The organism is Micromonospora yasonensis (genome assembly GCF_026013475.1).
GTDB lineage: Bacteria > Actinomycetota > Actinomycetes > Mycobacteriales > Micromonosporaceae > Micromonospora > Micromonospora yasonensis.
Genome location: NZ_JAPDPH010000074.1, coordinates 1 through 16778 on the forward strand (window position 1 = coordinate 1; position 16778 = coordinate 16778).

Annotated in this window: 16 protein-coding genes and 1 pseudogene; 4 read left to right on the forward strand and 13 right to left on the reverse strand. The window is 74.9% G+C overall.

The window, feature by feature from the left end:
• From ONA70_RS17060 to nadD, 8 genes and pseudogenes are all read right to left on the reverse strand, one after another.
• A pseudogene (locus ONA70_RS17060) lies at positions 1 to 618 on the reverse strand (ComEC/Rec2 family competence protein); the annotation flags it as partial.
• Entirely contained in the window at positions 615 to 1541 is a 927-nt protein-coding gene (locus ONA70_RS17065) for a helix-hairpin-helix domain-containing protein (protein ID WP_406601201.1), read from the reverse strand. The pseudogene ONA70_RS17060 and the gene ONA70_RS17065, both read right to left, overlap by 4 nt.
• A 448-nt stretch (positions 1542 to 1989) precedes the next feature.
• A complete protein-coding gene (locus ONA70_RS17070) occupies positions 1990 to 2712 on the reverse strand; it encodes an alpha/beta fold hydrolase (protein ID WP_265007427.1) in 723 nt (240 codons plus the stop codon).
• Between the two features lie 5 nt (positions 2713 to 2717).
• Entirely contained in the window at positions 2718 to 3476 is a 759-nt protein-coding gene (locus tag ONA70_RS17075) for an SDR family NAD(P)-dependent oxidoreductase (protein ID WP_265007452.1), read from the reverse strand.
• Positions 3477 to 3568: 92 nt separating this feature from the next.
• Positions 3569 to 4423 carry a DegV family protein gene (locus ONA70_RS17080; protein WP_265007428.1) on the reverse strand — a complete coding sequence of 285 codons (855 nt, stop codon included), beginning with the start codon at positions 4421 to 4423 and terminating at the stop codon, positions 3569 to 3571.
• 34 nt (positions 4424 to 4457) lie between these two features.
• Positions 4458 to 5087: a histidine phosphatase family protein gene (locus tag ONA70_RS17085; protein WP_265007429.1), complete on the reverse strand. Its 630-nt coding sequence runs from the start codon at positions 5085 to 5087 to the stop codon at positions 4458 to 4460.
• The gene (rsfS, locus tag ONA70_RS17090; protein ID WP_265007430.1) at positions 5084 to 5488 is read right to left on the reverse strand and encodes a ribosome silencing factor; all 405 of its coding nucleotides are present in this window, start codon (positions 5486 to 5488) and stop codon (positions 5084 to 5086) included. Before rsfS ends, ONA70_RS17085 begins: the two co-directional genes overlap by 4 nt.
• Positions 5489 to 5598: 110 nt before the next feature.
• A complete protein-coding gene (gene nadD / locus ONA70_RS17095; RefSeq protein WP_265007431.1) occupies positions 5599 to 6195 on the reverse strand; it encodes a nicotinate-nucleotide adenylyltransferase in 597 nt (198 codons plus the stop codon).
• Positions 6196 to 6324: 129 nt separating this feature from the next.
• Between nadD and ONA70_RS17100 the strand changes: the two genes are divergently transcribed.
• Together ONA70_RS17100 and ONA70_RS17105 are read left to right on the forward strand one after the other, a co-directional pair.
• Positions 6325 to 6963 carry a PadR family transcriptional regulator gene (locus tag ONA70_RS17100; RefSeq protein ID WP_265007432.1) on the forward strand — a complete coding sequence of 213 codons (639 nt, stop codon included), beginning with the start codon at positions 6325 to 6327 and terminating at the stop codon, positions 6961 to 6963.
• Positions 6964 to 7120: 157 nt separating this feature from the next.
• Positions 7121 to 8320, forward strand: a complete 1200-nt coding sequence (locus tag ONA70_RS17105; protein ID WP_265007433.1) for an FAD-dependent oxidoreductase — start codon at positions 7121 to 7123, stop codon at positions 8318 to 8320.
• A gap of 53 nt (positions 8321 to 8373) precedes the next feature.
• On the opposite strand, the gene pepN is transcribed toward ONA70_RS17105, so the two are convergent.
• Positions 8374 to 10890 (reverse strand): aminopeptidase N, encoded by a 2517-nt coding sequence (gene pepN, locus ONA70_RS17110; protein WP_265007434.1) that lies wholly within the window; start codon positions 10888 to 10890, stop codon positions 8374 to 8376.
• Positions 10891 to 10957: 67 nt separating this feature from the next.
• Here pepN and ONA70_RS17115 point away from each other — a divergent pair, with 67 nt between their 5' ends.
• On the forward strand, positions 10958 to 11176 hold the full coding sequence (locus ONA70_RS17115) for a DUF397 domain-containing protein (protein WP_265007435.1): 219 nt from the start codon (positions 10958 to 10960) through the stop codon (positions 11174 to 11176).
• Here the strand turns inward: ONA70_RS17115 and ONA70_RS17120 are convergent.
• Complete coding sequence (locus ONA70_RS17120; RefSeq protein ID WP_265007436.1) at positions 11173 to 11568, reverse strand: hypothetical protein; 396 nt, start codon at positions 11566 to 11568, stop codon at positions 11173 to 11175. The two genes, ONA70_RS17115 and ONA70_RS17120, sit on opposite strands and share 4 nt — an antisense overlap.
• Positions 11569 to 11830: 262 nt before the next feature.
• On the opposite strand from ONA70_RS17120, the gene ONA70_RS17125 reads away from it, so the two are divergent.
• Complete coding sequence (locus tag ONA70_RS17125; RefSeq protein ID WP_265007437.1) at positions 11831 to 13078, forward strand: cytochrome P450; 1248 nt, start codon at positions 11831 to 11833, stop codon at positions 13076 to 13078.
• Positions 13079 to 13111: 33 nt separating this feature from the next.
• Here ONA70_RS17125 and ONA70_RS17130 read toward each other — a convergent pair whose 3' ends face one another.
• The 3 genes from ONA70_RS17130 to ONA70_RS17140 form a co-directional block, all read right to left on the reverse strand.
• A complete protein-coding gene (locus tag ONA70_RS17130) occupies positions 13112 to 13570 on the reverse strand; it encodes a hypothetical protein (RefSeq protein WP_265007438.1) in 459 nt (152 codons plus the stop codon).
• A 1-nt stretch (position 13571) separates the two neighbouring features.
• Positions 13572 to 16019 (reverse strand): molybdopterin oxidoreductase family protein, encoded by a 2448-nt coding sequence (locus ONA70_RS17135; RefSeq protein WP_265007439.1) that lies wholly within the window; start codon positions 16017 to 16019, stop codon positions 13572 to 13574.
• Between the two features lie 163 nt (positions 16020 to 16182).
• The gene (locus tag ONA70_RS17140; RefSeq protein ID WP_265007440.1) at positions 16183 to 16776 is read right to left on the reverse strand and encodes an SRPBCC family protein; all 594 of its coding nucleotides are present in this window, start codon (positions 16774 to 16776) and stop codon (positions 16183 to 16185) included.
• Between the last annotated feature and the right edge of the window lie 2 nt (positions 16777 to 16778).

Consider the following 16778-nt stretch of genomic DNA (forward strand, 5'->3'; position numbering starts at 1 on the left):
GTGCCGGGTGGGCGGCCCGGCCGCGGTCAGCACGACCGCGGTGAGGTCTCCGCCGCGGGGCGCGGCCACCCGACCGTGCGCGGTCGCCCGCTGCCCCGGCAGCACCGTCCGCCACGCCGGGTCGGTGGCCAGCACCAGCCCCCGCACCGACCCGGTCAACCGCCGGCCCTCGGGATCGGTGAGGCGTACCAGGTCGGCGCGAAGGAGCAGGGTGGCCGGGCGGCCCGGGGCGCCCCGGAGCGGACGCGGGTCGTCCCGGACCACCAGCTCGGCGGTGACCAGGGTCCGCGCGTCCGCCAGCGCCCGCACCGGGGCGGCGTCCCGGACCGCGACCCGGGCGGCGGTGGCGGCGGCGCCGCAGAGCACACCGAGCAGCACGGCGACGGCGATCCACCCGTACCGGCGGAGCGGGCTGGGCGGCCGTCCGAGGATGCCGCAGAGGTGCAGGCCGAGGGCCGCGGCCAGCCCGGCGGCCGCGCCGGCCAGCGCGGTGCCCTCGCGGGCGGTGAGGTGCAGCCCGGCCAGGGCGGCGAGCCAGGCGGCCACGGCGAGCCCGGCCAGCCGCAGGTCGGGGACGTCTCCCGGCTGGGTTTCCCGGTCCGGCGTGAGCGGCTTCACGACACGGTCACCAGGTCCTTGAGCTGCTCGTACCGGGCGTCGCCGATGCCGTCGACCTGGCGCAGGTCGGAGACGGACCGGAAGCCGCCGTGCTGCTCGCGGTGGTCGAGGATGCGCTGGGCGAGCACCGGTCCGACGCCGGGCAGCGCGTCGAGCTGGGCCAGGGTGGCGGTGTTCAGGTTGACCGGCCCGCCCGGCGCGGCCGCGCCGCCGGCCGCCGGCCCGGCGGCGGGCTGGCCGGGCTGGCTGGCCTGCCCCGCCGGGGCGGCGACACCCACCAGGATCAGCTCGCCGTCGGTGACTTTGCGGGCCGGGTTGAGCAGGGCGACGTCGACGCCGGGCAGCGCCCCGCCGGCCGCCTCGACGGCGTCGGCGACCCGGGCGCCCGCCGGCACGCGAACCAGGCCGGGACGGCGTACCTTGCCGGCGACCGCGACCACGAGCTGCGCGGACGGGGACGATCCGGCCGGGGACGGGGCCGGTTCGTTCGGCGCCGCGGTCGCCGCGACCGGGCGGACCGGCTCGGCGTGCGGCCGGGACCGCCAGGCCCAGACCGCGGCGACCAGCACCACGACGGCGGCCACGACGGCCAGGGCGCGGACGCCCCGGCGGCCGGGGTCGAAGGCGCCCGGCCCGGGCAGCCGGGACGCCAGGCGGCCGGTCCCCTTGGGGTCGGCGGCGCCAGCCCGTACGTCGCCGGTCGAGGTCGTCGCCGGTCCGGGCTCGCCGAGGCCCGCAACCGCGGCCAGGTCGTCCGGGTCGGGCGACGGCACCGCCCGATCGCGCCCCGGCGACCAGGAGGCCAGCCGGCCGGGACGGGAGAAGGGGGCCGGTTCGGCGGCCAGGCCGTCCGGCCGAGAGGACGTGGCCGGGCCGGGAGCCAGCCGGTCGGCACCGGAGGACGAGTGCGCTCCGGGCACCAGCCGGTCCGGGCGGGAGAACGAGGCCGGCCCGGCGGCCGACCGGTCCCGCCGGGACGACGGGGCCCGCCCGGAGGCCGCCGGGCCGGAACCGGCGGAGGGGACCGATCTGGATGCCGGCCCGTCCGGACGAGAAGACGGGGTGGAGGGCAGCGGCTCAGCAGGCCGGCGGGCCGAGCCGAAGGGCGTCGGTTCACCGAAGGGCGACGGGGTCGGCCCGGACCGTCCGAACTCGCCGCCGGACGCCGGCCCGGACCGGTTCGTCGGCGGGGCGGGATCGGGCCCGACCGGTTCGAACAGCCGGGAGAGCCGCTGCCGTACCCTCGTCTCCTCGTCGTCTGGCACGGCTGCGGACGCTACGGCGGCGGCGGGCCCGCACGCAGGACGGCGAGGCTCCGCTGTGGACGGCGGACCGGGCTGTGGACGACGCCCTGATCATGCCCGGCCTGTGCTAACGGGCCGGTGACAGCTCCCGGGCGAAGCGGCGCACGGCGTCGGTGACGGCCGCCGGGGCGTCGAAGTTGGCCAGGTGCGCGGCGCCCGGGATCAGTTCGATCCGGGTGCCGGGGCGGGCCTGCGCGAACGTCCGCTCGCCGGAGCGGAACAGCCGGTCCCGTTCCCCGTTGAGGATGAGCACCGGGGCGCGGACCGCCGCGAGGCTGGCCGCGTCGAAGCGGCCGAGCATGTCCCGCCAGGCGACCGGCAGGGTGTGGAAGGCGTAGCCGTCGGCGATGGTGGCGTCGACCACCTCCGGTGGGTACAGCCGGCGCAGCAGCCGGTCGTTCCACCGGGTGAGCCGGTCGGCCGGGAGCCGCTCGACCAGGGCCGCCACCAGCCGGTACGGGATCGTCAGCGGCCCGGTGGTGGGCATGCTCGCGCCCATCAGCACCAGCCCGGCCAACAGGTCCGGGTGCCGGTGCGCGAAGTGCAGCGAGACGTACCCGCCGAGCGAGTGCCCGACCACCACGGCGGGGCCAGCGTCGAGGTCGCGGACCGCCTGGGCAATCAGGTCGGCGGCCCGGTCCAGGTCCCACGGCTCGGTCGAGCGGCTGCCGTGCCCGGGCAGGTCGACGGCCGTCACCGGGAACTCGGCGGCGAGGGCGGCCAACTGCGGCCGCCACTGGCCGCCGGCGAACCGGGTGCCGTGCACCAGCACGATCGGCGAATGATCCACAGTGCTCAGTGTGCCTCCGGGTCGAGGCCCAGCGCCGCGCGGCCCCCGTCCACCGGCAGGGTCACCCCGTTGACGAAGGCGGCCTGCGACGAGAGCAGGAACGCCACCGCCTCGGCGACCTCCTCGGCACGGCCGATCCGGCCCACCGGGTGCAGCCGCGCCAGTTCCGCCCCGGCCCGGTCCGCCTCGGCCGGTGCCAGGCCGGCCAGGAAGGCGGCGTGCCGCTCGGTGTGGATCGAGCCGAGCGCAACCGCGTTGGTCCGGATGCCCTGGCCGCCGTAGTCGACGGCGAGCGCCCGGGTCAGCCCCTCCACGGCGGCCTTCGCGGTGGCGTACGGCAGGGCACCCGGCACCGCCCGGCGGGCCTGGTGGGAGGAGACGTTGACGATCGCGCCACCGGTCCCGGCGGCGCGGAAGCGGCGTACTGCGGTGGCGGCGCCGACCACGGCGGGGCGCAGGTTGCGGTCGATCAGTGCGCAGACCTCGGCGGTGGACGCGGTGTGCAGGGCGGCGTCCCGGAACACGGCGGCGTTGTTGACCCAGCCGGCCAGCGGCGCGGTCGCCGCGGCCAGGTCGGCGGCCCGCCCGGTGACCGCCTCGTCGGACGCGTCGCCGGGCACCGCGAGCAGCCGGCCGGCGGCCGGGTGGTCGGCCAGCCAGGCCAGCGCCGCCCGGTCGTGCTCGACGACGGCCACGGTGCCGCCGTCGGCGGCGAGCCGTTCGACGATCGCCCGGCCGACGCCCCGGCCGCCGCCGGTGACCACGTAGGAACGCCCGACGCCCGGGCCGCCACCGGTCACCACAGCGGAGCGCGCGGCGCCCGGACCGCCGCCGATCGGCGCGGGCGGCACCTGGGTCACCCTGCCGACCGGCGGTGGATGACGACGCAGGCCAGGCCCGGTCCGGCATGGGCGGCGACCACCGCCCCGGCCTCGGTGACGTACGTCTCGTGCAGGCGGTCGCCGAGCCGCTCGGCCAGCGCCGTCACCAGTTGCTCGGCGCGCTGCGGCGCGGCCAGATGGTGCACCGCCAGGTCCACCTCGGCGTCGCCGGCCGCCTCGACGGCCAGGTCGACCAGGCGCGCCACGCCCCGGCCGGCGGTACGGACCTTGTCCCGGACCACGATGGCGCCGTCGGGCATGTGCATGATCGGCTTCACCGAGAGGGCGGTGCCGAGCAGCGCCTCGGCCGCGTTGATCCGGCCGCCGCGGCGGAGGAACTCCAGGGTGTCCACGTAGAAGAAGATGGTGGTCCGCGCGATCGCGTCGAGCGCCGCCTGACGTACCCCGTCGAGGTCCGCGCCGACGGCGGCGGCCGAGGCGGCGGCGAGCACCGGGAAGCCGAGGCCCATCCCGGTGGAGCGGCTGTCGACCACGGCGACCCGGTCGCCGAACTCGGCGGCGACCAGCCGGGCCGCCTCGACCGTGCCGGAGAGCTCGGCCGACAGGTGCACCGAGACCACGGCGTCGGCGCCGCCGGCGAGCAGCGCGCGGTAGACCTCGGCGAACTGTTCGGGCGCCGGCCGGGAGGTGCTCACCGAGACCCGCCGGCCGCTCAGCGCCCGGGTGGCGTCGTCCGGGAACGTCTCGACGCCTTCCAGCCCCTCCGCGCCGTTGAGCACGACGGCCAGCGGGACGACGGTGAGCCGGTGCGCGCGCACCAGCTCGGGCGGGAGGTAGGCGGTGGAGTCGGTGACGACCGCGACGGGCATGACCGGCACGCTAGCCGATGTCGCGGCGGCGTGCTCAGACCGCGTCGGCCGACGCGGGCGCCGTGACGAGGCCGACATTGTGCGCCCGCAGGTGCCAGCCCCGGACGTCGTCGTGGCGCAGCTCGCTCCAGTGGCAGTTGGCCAGCGAGCCGACGGTGCGCAGCACCGCGTGGTCCCAGCCGAGCAGGTGACCGACGCCCTGCCGGGCGCCGCCGCCGTGCGTGGTCACCACGACGGTGCCGCCGACGGCCAGCTCGGCCGCGTCCTGGAACGCGGCACCGAGCCGCTTGCCCAGGTCGTCGAGGGTCTCGATGCCGGCGCCCGGGTCGGGGTCACCGGCGCGCCAGCGCGCGTACTCGGCGGGGAAGCGCTCGGCGACCTCGGTGAGGGTGAGGCCCTGCCACTGGCCGAAGTGCCGCTCGCGCAGCCGGGCGTCGGGCCGGACCGGCAGTCCGGTCAGCGCGGCGAGGGCGGCGGCGGTGTCGGCCGCCCGGCGCAGATCGCTGGCGACGATGGCGTCCGGGTGCAGCATGGCGAGCACCGACGCGGTGGCGCGGGCCTGCTCCCGACCGAGGTCGTTGAGGGGAATGTCGGTCTGCCCCTGCACCCGGTCGGTGGCGTTCCAGTCGGTGTTGCCGTGCCGCCAGACGATCAGACGGGTCATTCGGCGCTGGCGGTGCCGGCTGCGGAGTCCGCCAGGTCCCGGTCCACGAACGGGACCTGCGGGCAGTCCTTCCAGAGCCGGTCGAGGGCGTAGAACTCGCGCTCCTCGGTGTGCTGCACGTGGACCACGATGTCGACGTAGTCGAGCAGCACCCAGCGACCGCCCCGCTCGCCCTCGCGGCGGACCGGCTTGGCCTTCTCCGGCAGCTCCAGCAGGCGCTCCTCGATGGCGTCGACGATGGCGAGCACCTGACGCTCGTTCGGAGCGGCGGCCAGCACGAACGCGTCGGTGATGGCGAGCTGGTCGCCCACGTCGATGATGACGATGTCCTGCGCCTTCTTGTCGGCCGCCGCCTGGGCCGCGGCCATCGCCAGCTCGTGCGCGCGTTCCGAAACTGTCACCGTTCTCCTTCGATCAACCGTGCGACCCTCCAAGCCTCTCACACCCGGCGGGGCGACGACTTGTCAGTTCTGGTCGATTACGCGGACAAACGCTCACGTTCCGGGCGGAATCACCGCTGGTAGAGCCGCCGTTTGGCGATGTACTGCACCACACCGTCCGGCACCAGATACCAGACCGGCTCGCCGCGGGCCACCCGGGCCCGGCAGTCGGTCGACGAGATGGCCATGGCGGGGACCTGGATCAGGCTGACCGTGTCGGCGGGCAGATGCTTGTCGGAGAGTTCGAAGCCGGGCCGGGTCACCCCGATGAAGTGGGCCAGCTCGAACATCCGGTCCACCTCCTTCCAGGACAGGATGCGCTCCAGCGCGTCCGCCCCGGTGATGAAGAACAGCTGCACCTTCGGGCCGTACTCGTCGTGCAGGTCCTGCAGGGTGTCGACGGTGTAGGTCGGGCCCCCCCGGTCGATGTCCACCCGGCTCACCTGGAAACGCGGGTTGGAGGCGGTGGCGATCACCGTCATCAGGTAGCGGTCCTCGGCCGAGCTGACCGGCTCGTCCGCCTTCTGCCAGGGCTGGCCGGTGGGGACGAAGACCACCTCGTCCAGGCCGAACCGGTCGGCCACCTCGCTGGCGGCGACCAGGTGCCCGTGGTGGATCGGGTCGAAGGTGCCGCCCATGATGCCGATCCGCCGGATGTCTTCCTCCACCCCGCGATCGTAGGCCGGGGCTTACCGGCCGCCGGGCGGGGCCGGTGGCGGATGAGGCTTCCGCGGAGCGCGGCGCGGTCCTATACTCGTATGCGAGTAATCGGAAGCGAGTATCGACGGGAGCGTGCCATGCCGGGGCGGAGGAAGGTCGGAAACCTGCTGGCACTGGCCGTGCTCTCCGCCCTCGTCCAGCAGCCGATGCACCCGTACGAGATCGCCACCACGCTGCGGTCCTGGGGCAAGGACCAGGACATGGCGATCAAATGGGGGTCCCTCTACACGGTCGTCCGCAACATGGAGCGGCACGGGCTGATCGCCGCCGTGGAGAGCGTCCGCGAGGGCCGGCGCCCCGAGCGCACCGTCTACCGGATCACCGACGCCGGCCGAGCCGAGCTGGTCGACTGGGCCCGCGAGTTGGTCTCCACCCCGGTCACGGAGCAGTCCTCCTTCCGGGCCGGCCTCTCGGTGCTCGCCGTGCTCCACCCGGACGAGGCCACCGCGCTGCTCCGGCGGCGGCTGGCCCGGCTCGAGGACGGGATCAGGACCGCCCGCGAGGCGTTCGCGGAGCACGCCCGCTCGGTGCCCCGCCTGTTCCTCGTCGAGAACGAGTACGACCTGACGATCCAGGAGGCGGAAGCGAACTGGATCCGCTCCCTGCTGGCCGAGTTCACCTCGGGCAGCTACCCCGGGCTGGACGAGTGGCGGGCCTTCCACGAGGCCGGCACCGCCCCGGGCGGGGCGACGGAAGGGGGCAGCAGCACCAAGTGATCGACGGCCCCGGCTCGGTGCGCCAACACCGCGCCGGGGCCCTTACCTCGAACCGACACCTGACGGCGCCCGGCCCGAAGCGGCAACCACGAGGATACCGGCGCTCCGAACAGGTGGGTTCGGCACGTACGACCACCGACGACCCCTGGGAGGGACCGTGTCCAGAGTGAGAACCGCGATCGTCATCGGCGGCGGCATCGCCGGTCCGGTGACCGCGTTGGCCCTGCACCGCGCCGGCATCACCGCCACCGTGTACGAGGCGTACCCGAACACCAGCGACGGCCGGGGCGGCACGCTCGCCCTCGCCCCGAACGGCGTCGCGGCGCTGCGCCTGGTCGGCGCGGACGAGGCGGTCACCGCGATCGGCACCCCGATCCACACGCAGGCGCTGGCGGTGGGCCGCAAGCGCGTCCCCCTGCCCGGCCTGGCCGGGATGCCCCCGCTGCGGGTGGTGCACCGCAACGAGCTGCACCAGGTGCTGCACGACCGGGCCGTCGCCGAGGGCGTGACCATCGCGCACGGCAAGCGCCTGGTCGGCGTACGGGAGACGGCCGGCGGGGTGACCGCCACCTTCGCCGACGGTGACACGGCCACCGCGGACGTGCTGATCGGCGCGGACGGGGTCCACTCGACCGTGCGTACGCTGATCGACCCGCACGCCCCCGGTCCCCGGTTCACCGGGGTGCTGGGCTTCGAGGCGGTGGCCCGGCACGAGGTGGACGCGGAGCCCGGCACGATGAACTTCGCCTTCGGCCGGGGCGGCTACTACCTCTACTGGCCGGAGCCGGGTGGCGGCACCCGGTGGGGGGTCAACCTGCCCCAGGAACGGCCCATGAGCCTCACCGAGGCCCGGGCCGTACCGGCCGCCGAGTGGCTGCGCATCCTGCAGGACGCGTACCGCGACGACGACCCGGGGCGGGACCTGATGCGGACCAGCAGCGCCGAGGAGTTGCAGGTGGTGGGCTCGATGCACATCATGCCGCCGGTCCCGCACTGGCACCGCGGCCGGATGGTGCTGGTCGGCGACGCGGCGCACGCCCCCTCCAACAGCTCCGGGCAGGGCGCCTCCCTCTCCATCGAGAGCGGGGTGCAGCTGGCCCGGTGCCTGCGGGACCTGCCCGACGTCCCGGCCGCGTTCGCCGCGTACGAGCGGCTGCGGCGGGAGCGGGTGGAGAAGGTTGCCGCGCGGGCGGCCCGGATCAACCACGCGAAGGCCCCGGGACCGGTGGCCCGGGCGATCATGCCGCTGCTCATGCCGCTGTTCATCAAGGCCGCCATGAACCCGGAGAAGACGATCGGCCACGAGCAGCGCTACGTCATCGACTGGGACACGTCGGTCACCGCGGCCGTGGGCTGAGGCGCGCGGCGGGGGTGGCGTACCCGGGTCGGGTGCGCCACCCCGGCCACCGGTCAGGCGCCCGCGGCGGCCACCGCCGTCCGGGCCACCAGCGCGCGGCGCAGGTCGTCGTCCAGGTCGACGACCCGCCGGCGCAGCCCGGGGGTGAGGTCGTCACGGGCCAGCAGCGCCGCGGCCAGATCCCGGGTGGGCTGCGCCACGGCGTAGCGGGGGAAGGCCAGGCCGGCGACGTGATCCGCCACCCAGGGGGTACGCAGCCGGGACGCCGCCGGCATGTCGGCGAAGTACCGCTCGACGTACCCGGCGGTCAGCTCGGCCTGCTCCGGCTGCCAGAAGCCCTCCGCGGTGGCCTCGACGAGCCGGTTGGAGAGCTCGGCGTTGCTGGTGATGATCTCCCAGGCGGCCCGCTTGGCCTCGGCGTCCGGCAGCGCGGCCCGGCACCTCGCGGCCCGCTCGGCGCCGGTGGCGCTGCGGTCGGCCGCCGCCTCGGCGGCGATCTCCGGCTCGCCGGCCGCCCCCAGCACCACCAGTCGGTGGAGCAGCGCCCAGCGCAGGTCGGTGTCCACGGCCAGCCCCTCCGGTACGCCCGCGCCGGCCAGCCAGCCGGCGAGCAGCCCGGCGTCGGTGGTGGTGCCGATCAGGCCCCGGGCCGCGGCGAGTTGCAGCGACCCGCCGGCCGGCGCGGTGGCCAGCAGCGCGGCGCAGGCCCCGACGATCCGGAGCAGGGCGGCGTCGCGGGCCAGCGGCTGCAGGTAGCGGTCGACCAGGTTCCGGCTGAGGGTGAGCACGTCCTCCGCGATGATCACCTCGGTCTCGGCGGGCAGCGCCGCCGCGATGAGCGCGACCACCGCCTCGACCGGCCGTTCCCCGTCGGTGGCGGCGTCCAGCGTTTCGCCCCACAGCAGTGCCCGGGCCAGCGGGTCGGCCAGCCCGGGGAGCACCATCGGCACCGCGTCGGCGGAGGCGGGGTCGAGCCGGATCTTGGCGAAGGTGAGGTCACCGGCGTTGGGCAGCAGCAGGCCGGTGGCCGGCTGCCCGACCAGCTCGGTCAGCTCGGTGCGGCCGTGGTCGGCGTCCGGGTCGAGGTCCACCTCGAACCGGTGGGCCGGGGTGTCGGTGCCGTACCGGGCGATGCCGATGCGGTGCGGCCGCAGCACCGGGTACGCCTCCGGCGCGGCCTGCACCACGGCCGCCTCGGTCCACCGGCCGTCGGCGTCCACCCCGGTCACCACCCGCAGCGTGTTGACCTGGGGGCGGCGCAGCCAGCGCTCGGCCCAGTCGGCGAGGTCGCGGCCGCTCGCCGCGCCGAGGCTGTCGAGCAGGTCGGCGAGGGTGGCGTTGCCGAACCGGTGCTTGGCGAAGTGCGCGTTCAGGCCGGTGAGGAAGGCCTCGTCGCCGAGCCAGGCGACGAGCTGGCGCAGCACGCTGGCGCCCTTGGCGTACGAGATGCCGTCGAAGTTGAGCAGCCCCTGCGCGGCGTCGGCCACCTCCTCGGGGGCCACCGGGTGGGTGGAGGGGCGCTGGTCGGCCGCGTACCCCCAGGCCTTGCGGCGCATCGCGAAGGTGGTCCACGCCTGCTCGAAGCGGGTCGCCTCGGCGGTGACCCGGGTGCCCAGGTACTCGGCGAAGGACTCGTTCAGCCAGAGGTCGTCCCACCAGCGCATGGTGACCAGGTCGCCGAACCACATGTGCGCCATCTCGTGCGCGATGGTGGTGGCCCGCAGCTCCCGCTGGCTGTCGGTGACGGCCGAGCGGAAGACGTAGTCGTCGCGGATGGTGACCAGGCCCGGGTTCTCCATGGCGCCGGCGTTGAACTCCGGCACGAACGCCTGGTCGTACTTGCCGAACGGGTAGCGCTCGGCGAAGAGCTGGTGGAACCGGTCGAAGCACTGCCGGGTGACGGTGAAGATCTCGTCGGCGTCGGCGTCCAGGTGCGCGGCCAGCGAGCGTCGGCAGTAGATGCCCAGCGGGATGCCGTCGTGCTCGTCCTGCCGGACGTGCCAAGGGCCGGCGATCAGGCTGAAGAAGTACGTGGCCAGCGGCTCGGTGGGGGCGAACTCCCAACGGCCCGGGGCGGGCCGGTCGGCGACCGCGCCGTTGGCCGCGACGGTCCACTCCGGCGGCGCGGTCACGGCGAGGGTCACCGGGGCCTTCAGGTCGGGCTGGTCGAACGCCGCGAAGATCCGCTGCACGTCGTCGAGGAAGGACATGGCGTAGAGGTAGGTCTCGCCGTCGGCCGGGTCGACGAACCGGTGCATGCCCTCGCCGGTGTTGGAGTACGCCATCTCGGCGTCGACCGTGAGCGTGTTGGTCGCGGCCAGCCCGGTCAACGGCAGCCGGTTGTCGTCGAGCGCGCCCGGGTCGAGGTCGCGGTCGTTGAGGCGTACCCCGAGAAGTCTCGCGGGTTTGACCTCGGCGAAGGTCTCGGCGCCGGGGGTCGCCCGGAACCGGATGGTGACGGACGAGCGGAACCGCTCACCGTCGCCGGTCAGGTCGAGGTCCACCTGGTAGGACTCGACGGTAATCAAGGCGCCACGCGCGGTCGCCTCTACACGGGTCAGGCTCGGCATCCGCTTATCCTGCCCGATGGGGTCCGTACCGGGCTCCCCTGTTACATCTGGCGATGGAGGAACAGCGATGGGTCAGCACCCCAAGGGCGACTTCGACCTCTCCCGGGCGGTCTGGCAGCGGGCCGAGGGGGACACCTCCGAGAGCGCCGTCGAGGTGGCGTTCGTCGACGATCTGATCGGGATGCGCAACTCGGCCGAGCCGGACGGCGCGGTGCTGGTCTTCACCCAGGCCGAATGGGACGCCTTCGTGGCCGGCGCCCAGGACGGCGAGTTCGACCTGGACTAGTCGCCGTCGCCCCAGCCGAGGCCGTCGAGGCCGGAGGCGTGGTGGAAGCCGGGGTGGCCCGCGACGTCCGCGCAGCGCTCGCCGTCGGGCCCGGGCGCCCCGCAGAACAGCCGCTCCGCGCGGTGCCAGGCGTCGGCCGGGCTGAGGGCCGCGGCGCCGAGCGCCAACTCCGGGCGGAGCAGGCTCAGCGCCTCGGCGTACGTGACGGCCAGTTCCCGCGCGACGGAGAGGTCGGCGGCCTCGAAGCCGAGGTGCACGGTGAAGAACCGGGCCGGCCGGGCAGCGTCCCGGCGGGGTGGCGCGATCAACGTTTCCTCGCGGTCGCCCGGGCCCATGCCGAGCCCGACCACCACCCGGCGCTGCCGCCAGTGTGCGGCCCTGTTGTCCCGCATCACGTTCCTCCCCGTCTCCGGTGCCGCCGGCGGGGTCCGGCCGCTCCGTGCCGGCCCGCCGGTGGTGTCCCGCGACCGGTCCGCCGCCGGTCCGGAACTGAGCGAACCAGCTTTCCGCCGTCCAGGGAGGGGCCAGCTCCGACGCCGGGGCTGGCCCCTCCCCGGGTACGCCGAGGCGGCCATGGGGAGCGGCAGCGGATTCACCCGCCCGGACCGGGGTAAAGGCGCAGCGACCGTGCCGTGCCGCCGTCAGGAGCAGCCGATGAGCGCCATCCCCACCGACCGGAGCCCGGAGAGCACGCTGGCGTTCCTCCGCGCCGGCTACCGGTTCGTGGGCGACCGCTGCGACCGGTACGGCAGCGACATCTTCCAGACCCGCCTGCTGCTGGAGCCGACCATCTGCCTGCGCGGCCGCCCGGCCGCCGAGCTGTTCTACGACGACGACCGCTTCATCCGGCACGGCGGCATGCCGATGCGGGGGCAGCGCACGCTCACCGGGATCGGCGGCGTTCAGGGGCTCGACGGCGGCGCGCACCGGGCCCGGAAGGCGATGCTGATGTCGATCATGACGCCCGCCGGCATCCGCCACCTCGGACAGCTCGTCGACGACGGGTGGCGGGCCCGGATTCCGGTCTGGGCCGAGCGCGGCCCGGTGGTGCTCTACGACGAGGTCGGCCGGATCCTGGCCCGGGCGGTCTGCGCCTGGGCGGGGGTGCCGCTGGCCGAAGCGGACGTGGCCCGGCGCACGGTCGACCTGCAGGCCTTGATCGAGGCCCCCGCCGCGGTCGGCCCCCGGCACTGGCGCGGCGTGCTCGCCCGCCGCCGCGCCGAGCGCTGGCTCGGGGAGCTGATCGGGCGGGTCCGCACCGGCGCCCTCCCCGCGCCGGAGGGGAGCGCGCTGCGGGTGGTCGCCGCGCACCACGACGAGCACGGCCGACCGTTGCCGCCCCGGGTCGCGGCGGTGGAGCTGCTGAACATCCTCCGGCCGACGGTCGCCGTCGACCGGTTCGTGGTCTTCGCCGCGCTGGCCCTGCACGACCACCCGGGATGGCGGGAGAAGCTCCGCGGCGACGACGCGGCCACCGAGAGCTTCGTGCAGGAGGTACGCCGCTACTACCCGCTCTTCCCGGTGGTCGCGGCCCGGGTCCGGCGCTCCTTCGAGTGGCGGGGGTACGCGTTCCCGCAGGGCCGCCGGGTGCTGCTCGACCTGTACGCGACCAACCACCACCCGGAGCTGTGGCCCGAGCCGGAACGGTTCCGGCCGGAACGGTTCACCGGCTGGCGGGGCGACCCGTTCAGCCTCATCCCGCAGGGCGGCGGCAACCACCTCACCGGGCACCGCTGCGCCGGCGAGTGGATCACCATCGAACTGATGAAACGGGCGGTCGCCAACCTCACCGGCGCGCTGAGCTACCAGGTCCCGCCGCAGGACCTGGCGCTGGACCTCAGCCGGATGCCCACCCTGCCGCCCAGCGGCTTCCTCATCGACGCGGTACGCCGCACCGGGTGAGCATCAGCGCGCCACCTCGGGTGTGACAACGGGTCACTCCGCGACCACGAGAGCCTGTGGGGCGGCCTGCTTCATCCGGGTCCGCAGCCACTTGAGCTGGATCGCGGTCTCCTGCTCGCCGGACCTGACCACCGACAGCAGCTCCTCGTCCCGCGCCCCGTACGCGGCCTGCCCGACCACGGTCCAGCAGATGTCGCACTCGGCGGCCATCAGGTAGAGGTCCTGGAGGTCGCGGAGCAGCCCGAGCGGGCCGGTACGCGTCCCGGAGAAGAGCTCCGAGTGCAGCCGGTCGGGTTCGGTCGGGGCCTGTTCGGCGTACCGGCGGGCGAAGGGGTCCAGCTTCTCCGCGTGCCCGCGGCACTGGGCGGCCAGCTTCTCGCAGGTGTGGAAGACGTCGGGCTCCTCCCGATGCGCCGCGCCGACCTGGCCGAACGCGTCGCCGAGGCGCTGCTGGGCCCGGTGCAGCAGCCCGAGATAGTGCGCGAGCTGCATGTCACGCCTCCCTCGACGACGACTCGGCGGCCGGTCCCCCGACCGTGGCGGGGATGCCGGAGCCCTCGGGCGGGGCGCTGCCGCCGACCGTGGGCGCGGGCGACGGCCGGCCGGCCGAGTCGGCCTCCTTCACCACCCGGACCGCCGCCACCTTGAAGATCGGCTGCTTGGAGACCGGGTCCCAGGCGGTGATGGTCAGCTCGTTCGCGGCCCGGTCGTGCCGCCCCTGACCGGGGGCGACGCCGTCGGCTGCGTCCCAGTAGCCGTAGTGGAAGGGGACGAAGACGACGCCGGGGCGTACCCCGCAGATCCGGGCCCGGCCCCGGACGGCGCCGCGCGGCGACTCGACCCGGACCAGGTCCCCCTCGCCGACGCCGAGCCGTTCGGCGTCGGTCGGGCTGAGCTCCACCCACGACTCGGGGGCGGCGTGCACGAGCTGGGTGGCCCGGCCGGTCTTGGTCCGGGTGTGGAACTGGTAGACGGTCCGGCCGGTGGTGAGCAGCAGCGGATACTCCTCGCTCGGCACCTCCGGCGACGGCTGGTACGGCACCGCGTGCAGGAACGCCCGCCCGCCCGGCTGCTTGGCCCGGTACTCCTCGGGCAGCAGCTCCGCGCCGGTGGCCAGGTCGTGGCCGTACGACTCGCAGTAGTCCGGGTCCGTGTTGAACATGCTGTCGGAGTAGAGCCGTTCGGTGCCGTCCGGGTGCTCGTCGTCGCACGGCCACTGGATGCCGCCCGCGCGCAGCCGCTCGTACGTGATGCCGGTGTAGTCGCAGGGCCGGCCCCGCGAGCACTCCTGCCACGCCGCGAACGCGGACTCCGGGCCGGTCCATTTGATCAGCGGCGCGCCGTCGGCGTCCCGGAAGTCCATCCGGCGCGCGTAGTCGAGGAAGATGTCCAGGTCGGGACGGGCCTCGCCGGGCGGCTCGACGGCCTTGTCGGAGATGTGCACGGTCCGGTCCACGCTGGTGAAGGTGCCGGTCTTCTCGCCCCAGGTCGCGGCGGGCAGCACCACGTCGGCCAGCTCGGCGGTCTCGGTCAGGAAGAGGTCCTGGACCACCACGAACAGCTCCGGCCGGGCCAGGATCCGGCGGACGCGGGCCAGGTCGGGCAGGGAGACCGCCGGGTTGGTGGCGGAGATCCAGAGCAGCTTGACCGAGCCCTGCTCGGCGTACCGGAAGATCTGCATGGCGTGGGTCGGTGGCGACCAGTGCGGGATGGTGTCGACCTTGACGTTCCAGAGCCGGGCCAGCTCGGCGACGTGCTCCTCGTTCGCCCAGTTGCGCAGGCCGGGCAGGTCGCCGTCGGCGCCGCACTCCCGGTTGTTCTGCGCGGTCGGCTGGCCGTTCATCTGGTAGATGCCGGCGCCCGGCCGGCCGATCATGCCCCGGATCAGGTGCACGTTGTTCACCTGGCAGGACGCGGCGGTGGCCTGGTTGGACTGGTAGAAGCCCTGGAGCACGGTGGAGAGCAGGCGATCCGAGTGGCCGAGCAGCTCGGCGGCCCGCTCGATGTCCCGGGCCGGCAGGTCGCAGATCTCGGCGACCTTGGCCACCGGGTAGTCCTCGACCACCCGGCACAGTTCGTCGAAGCCGAGGGTGTGCGCGGTGACGTACTTCTCGTCGTACCAGCCGTGCTGGATCAGCTCGCGGAGCAGGCCGTTGAGCAGCGCCAGGTTGGTGCCGTTGCGCAGCGCCAGGTGCACGTCGGCCTCCCGCGCCACCGGGGTGGCGCGCGGGTCGACCGCGAGCATGGCCGGCGGGTTCGGCCCCCGCCGGCGGTCCAGCATCCGCATCCAGAGCACGGTCTGGGTCTCCGCGACGTTGTGCCCCCAGAGCGCGATCGCGTCGCAGTGGTCCACGTCGGTGTACGACCCGGGCTGGCCGTCGGTGCCGAAGGACGCCTTGAGCGCCGTGGCGGCGGTGGCGGTGCAGAGCCGGGTGTTGCCGTCCATGTGCGGGGTGCCGATCCCGGCCTTCCCGATCACCGAGAGGGTGTAGTACTCCTCCAGGAAGAGCTGACCGCTGGTGTAGAAGCCGAAGTGCCCCCAGCCGCCGGGGCCGTCGAGCAGTTCCTTCGAACGGGCCACGATCCGGCCCATCGCCGTGTCCCAGTCGGTCTCCACCAGCCGGTCGCCCTCCCGGACCAGCGGCCGGCGCAGCCGGTCCGGGCTGTGGTTGGCCTGCCAGCCGTACAGGTCCTTGGGGTCGACCCGGCCGTGGTTGATCCGGTCCCCGGCCCGGCCGCGGACGCCGACGATCCGGTCGTCGATCACCGCGATGTCCATCGCGTCGCCGTTGGAGTGCAGGATCGAGGCGCTCGGCACCCAGCGCTGCACGTCGGCCTCGGTGTGGCCGTCGGCGAGGAAGCTGTCCACCCGTACCGGCCAGCGCTCCCCCGGCCCGTACGGCGTGCGCGGCCCCCACGGGTCGGCGATCCGGTCCACCATCTCCTCACCACCCCTCCCGCGCCGCGGGCCACCGGGGCGGCTGCCGGCGCAGGCCCGCGGCGGGCCGGGACGGCGCGTCATCGATCTCGACAGGCATGCCGGGAGTCCTACCCCGCCCGGTCGGGTCCGAATCGGCGCACGTCCCGGATTCCCCGTGCTCAGGTCACCTGCTCCTGCCCGGGGCCGCGCCCGGAAGGGGCGTGCCGGTGTCGCGCGCCTGGCCGGTCTCGATCAGCGACTTGATCCGGCGCAGTGCGCTGCGCAGCGCCAGGTCCGGGTCGTGACCGCTGGCCAGGCCGAGCACCCGACCGACCGGGCCGGACCGCCAGCGCAGCTCGGCCCGGATCTCGGTGCCCCGGTCCGGCGGCATCGGCACCAGTTCCACCCGGCCGTGCTGGATCACCGGCCCGTCGGTCACCCGCCAGCTCAGCCGGCCCGGGCCGTCGACGGTCACCTCGGCCCGCCACTCGACGCCGCCCCCGGCCGGGTCGCTGGCCACGCAGCGCCACCGGTTGTCGTCGAGCTGCTCCAGGGTCGCCCACTCGGCCAGCCCCCGATCGAGCCGTTCCCGGTCGCTCCAGAAGCCGATCACCGCGTCCATCGGCCGGTCCACGGTGATGCTCCGGTGGACGACGTACCAGCCGTCCGCCTGCTCCGGTTGGTGCCGACGCCGCCGGCGGGCCATCGCCCGACTGACCCCGACCGCGGCCACCGCGGCGGCGCCGGCCAGGGCCCACCTCGTTCCGTTCCTGGTCATCA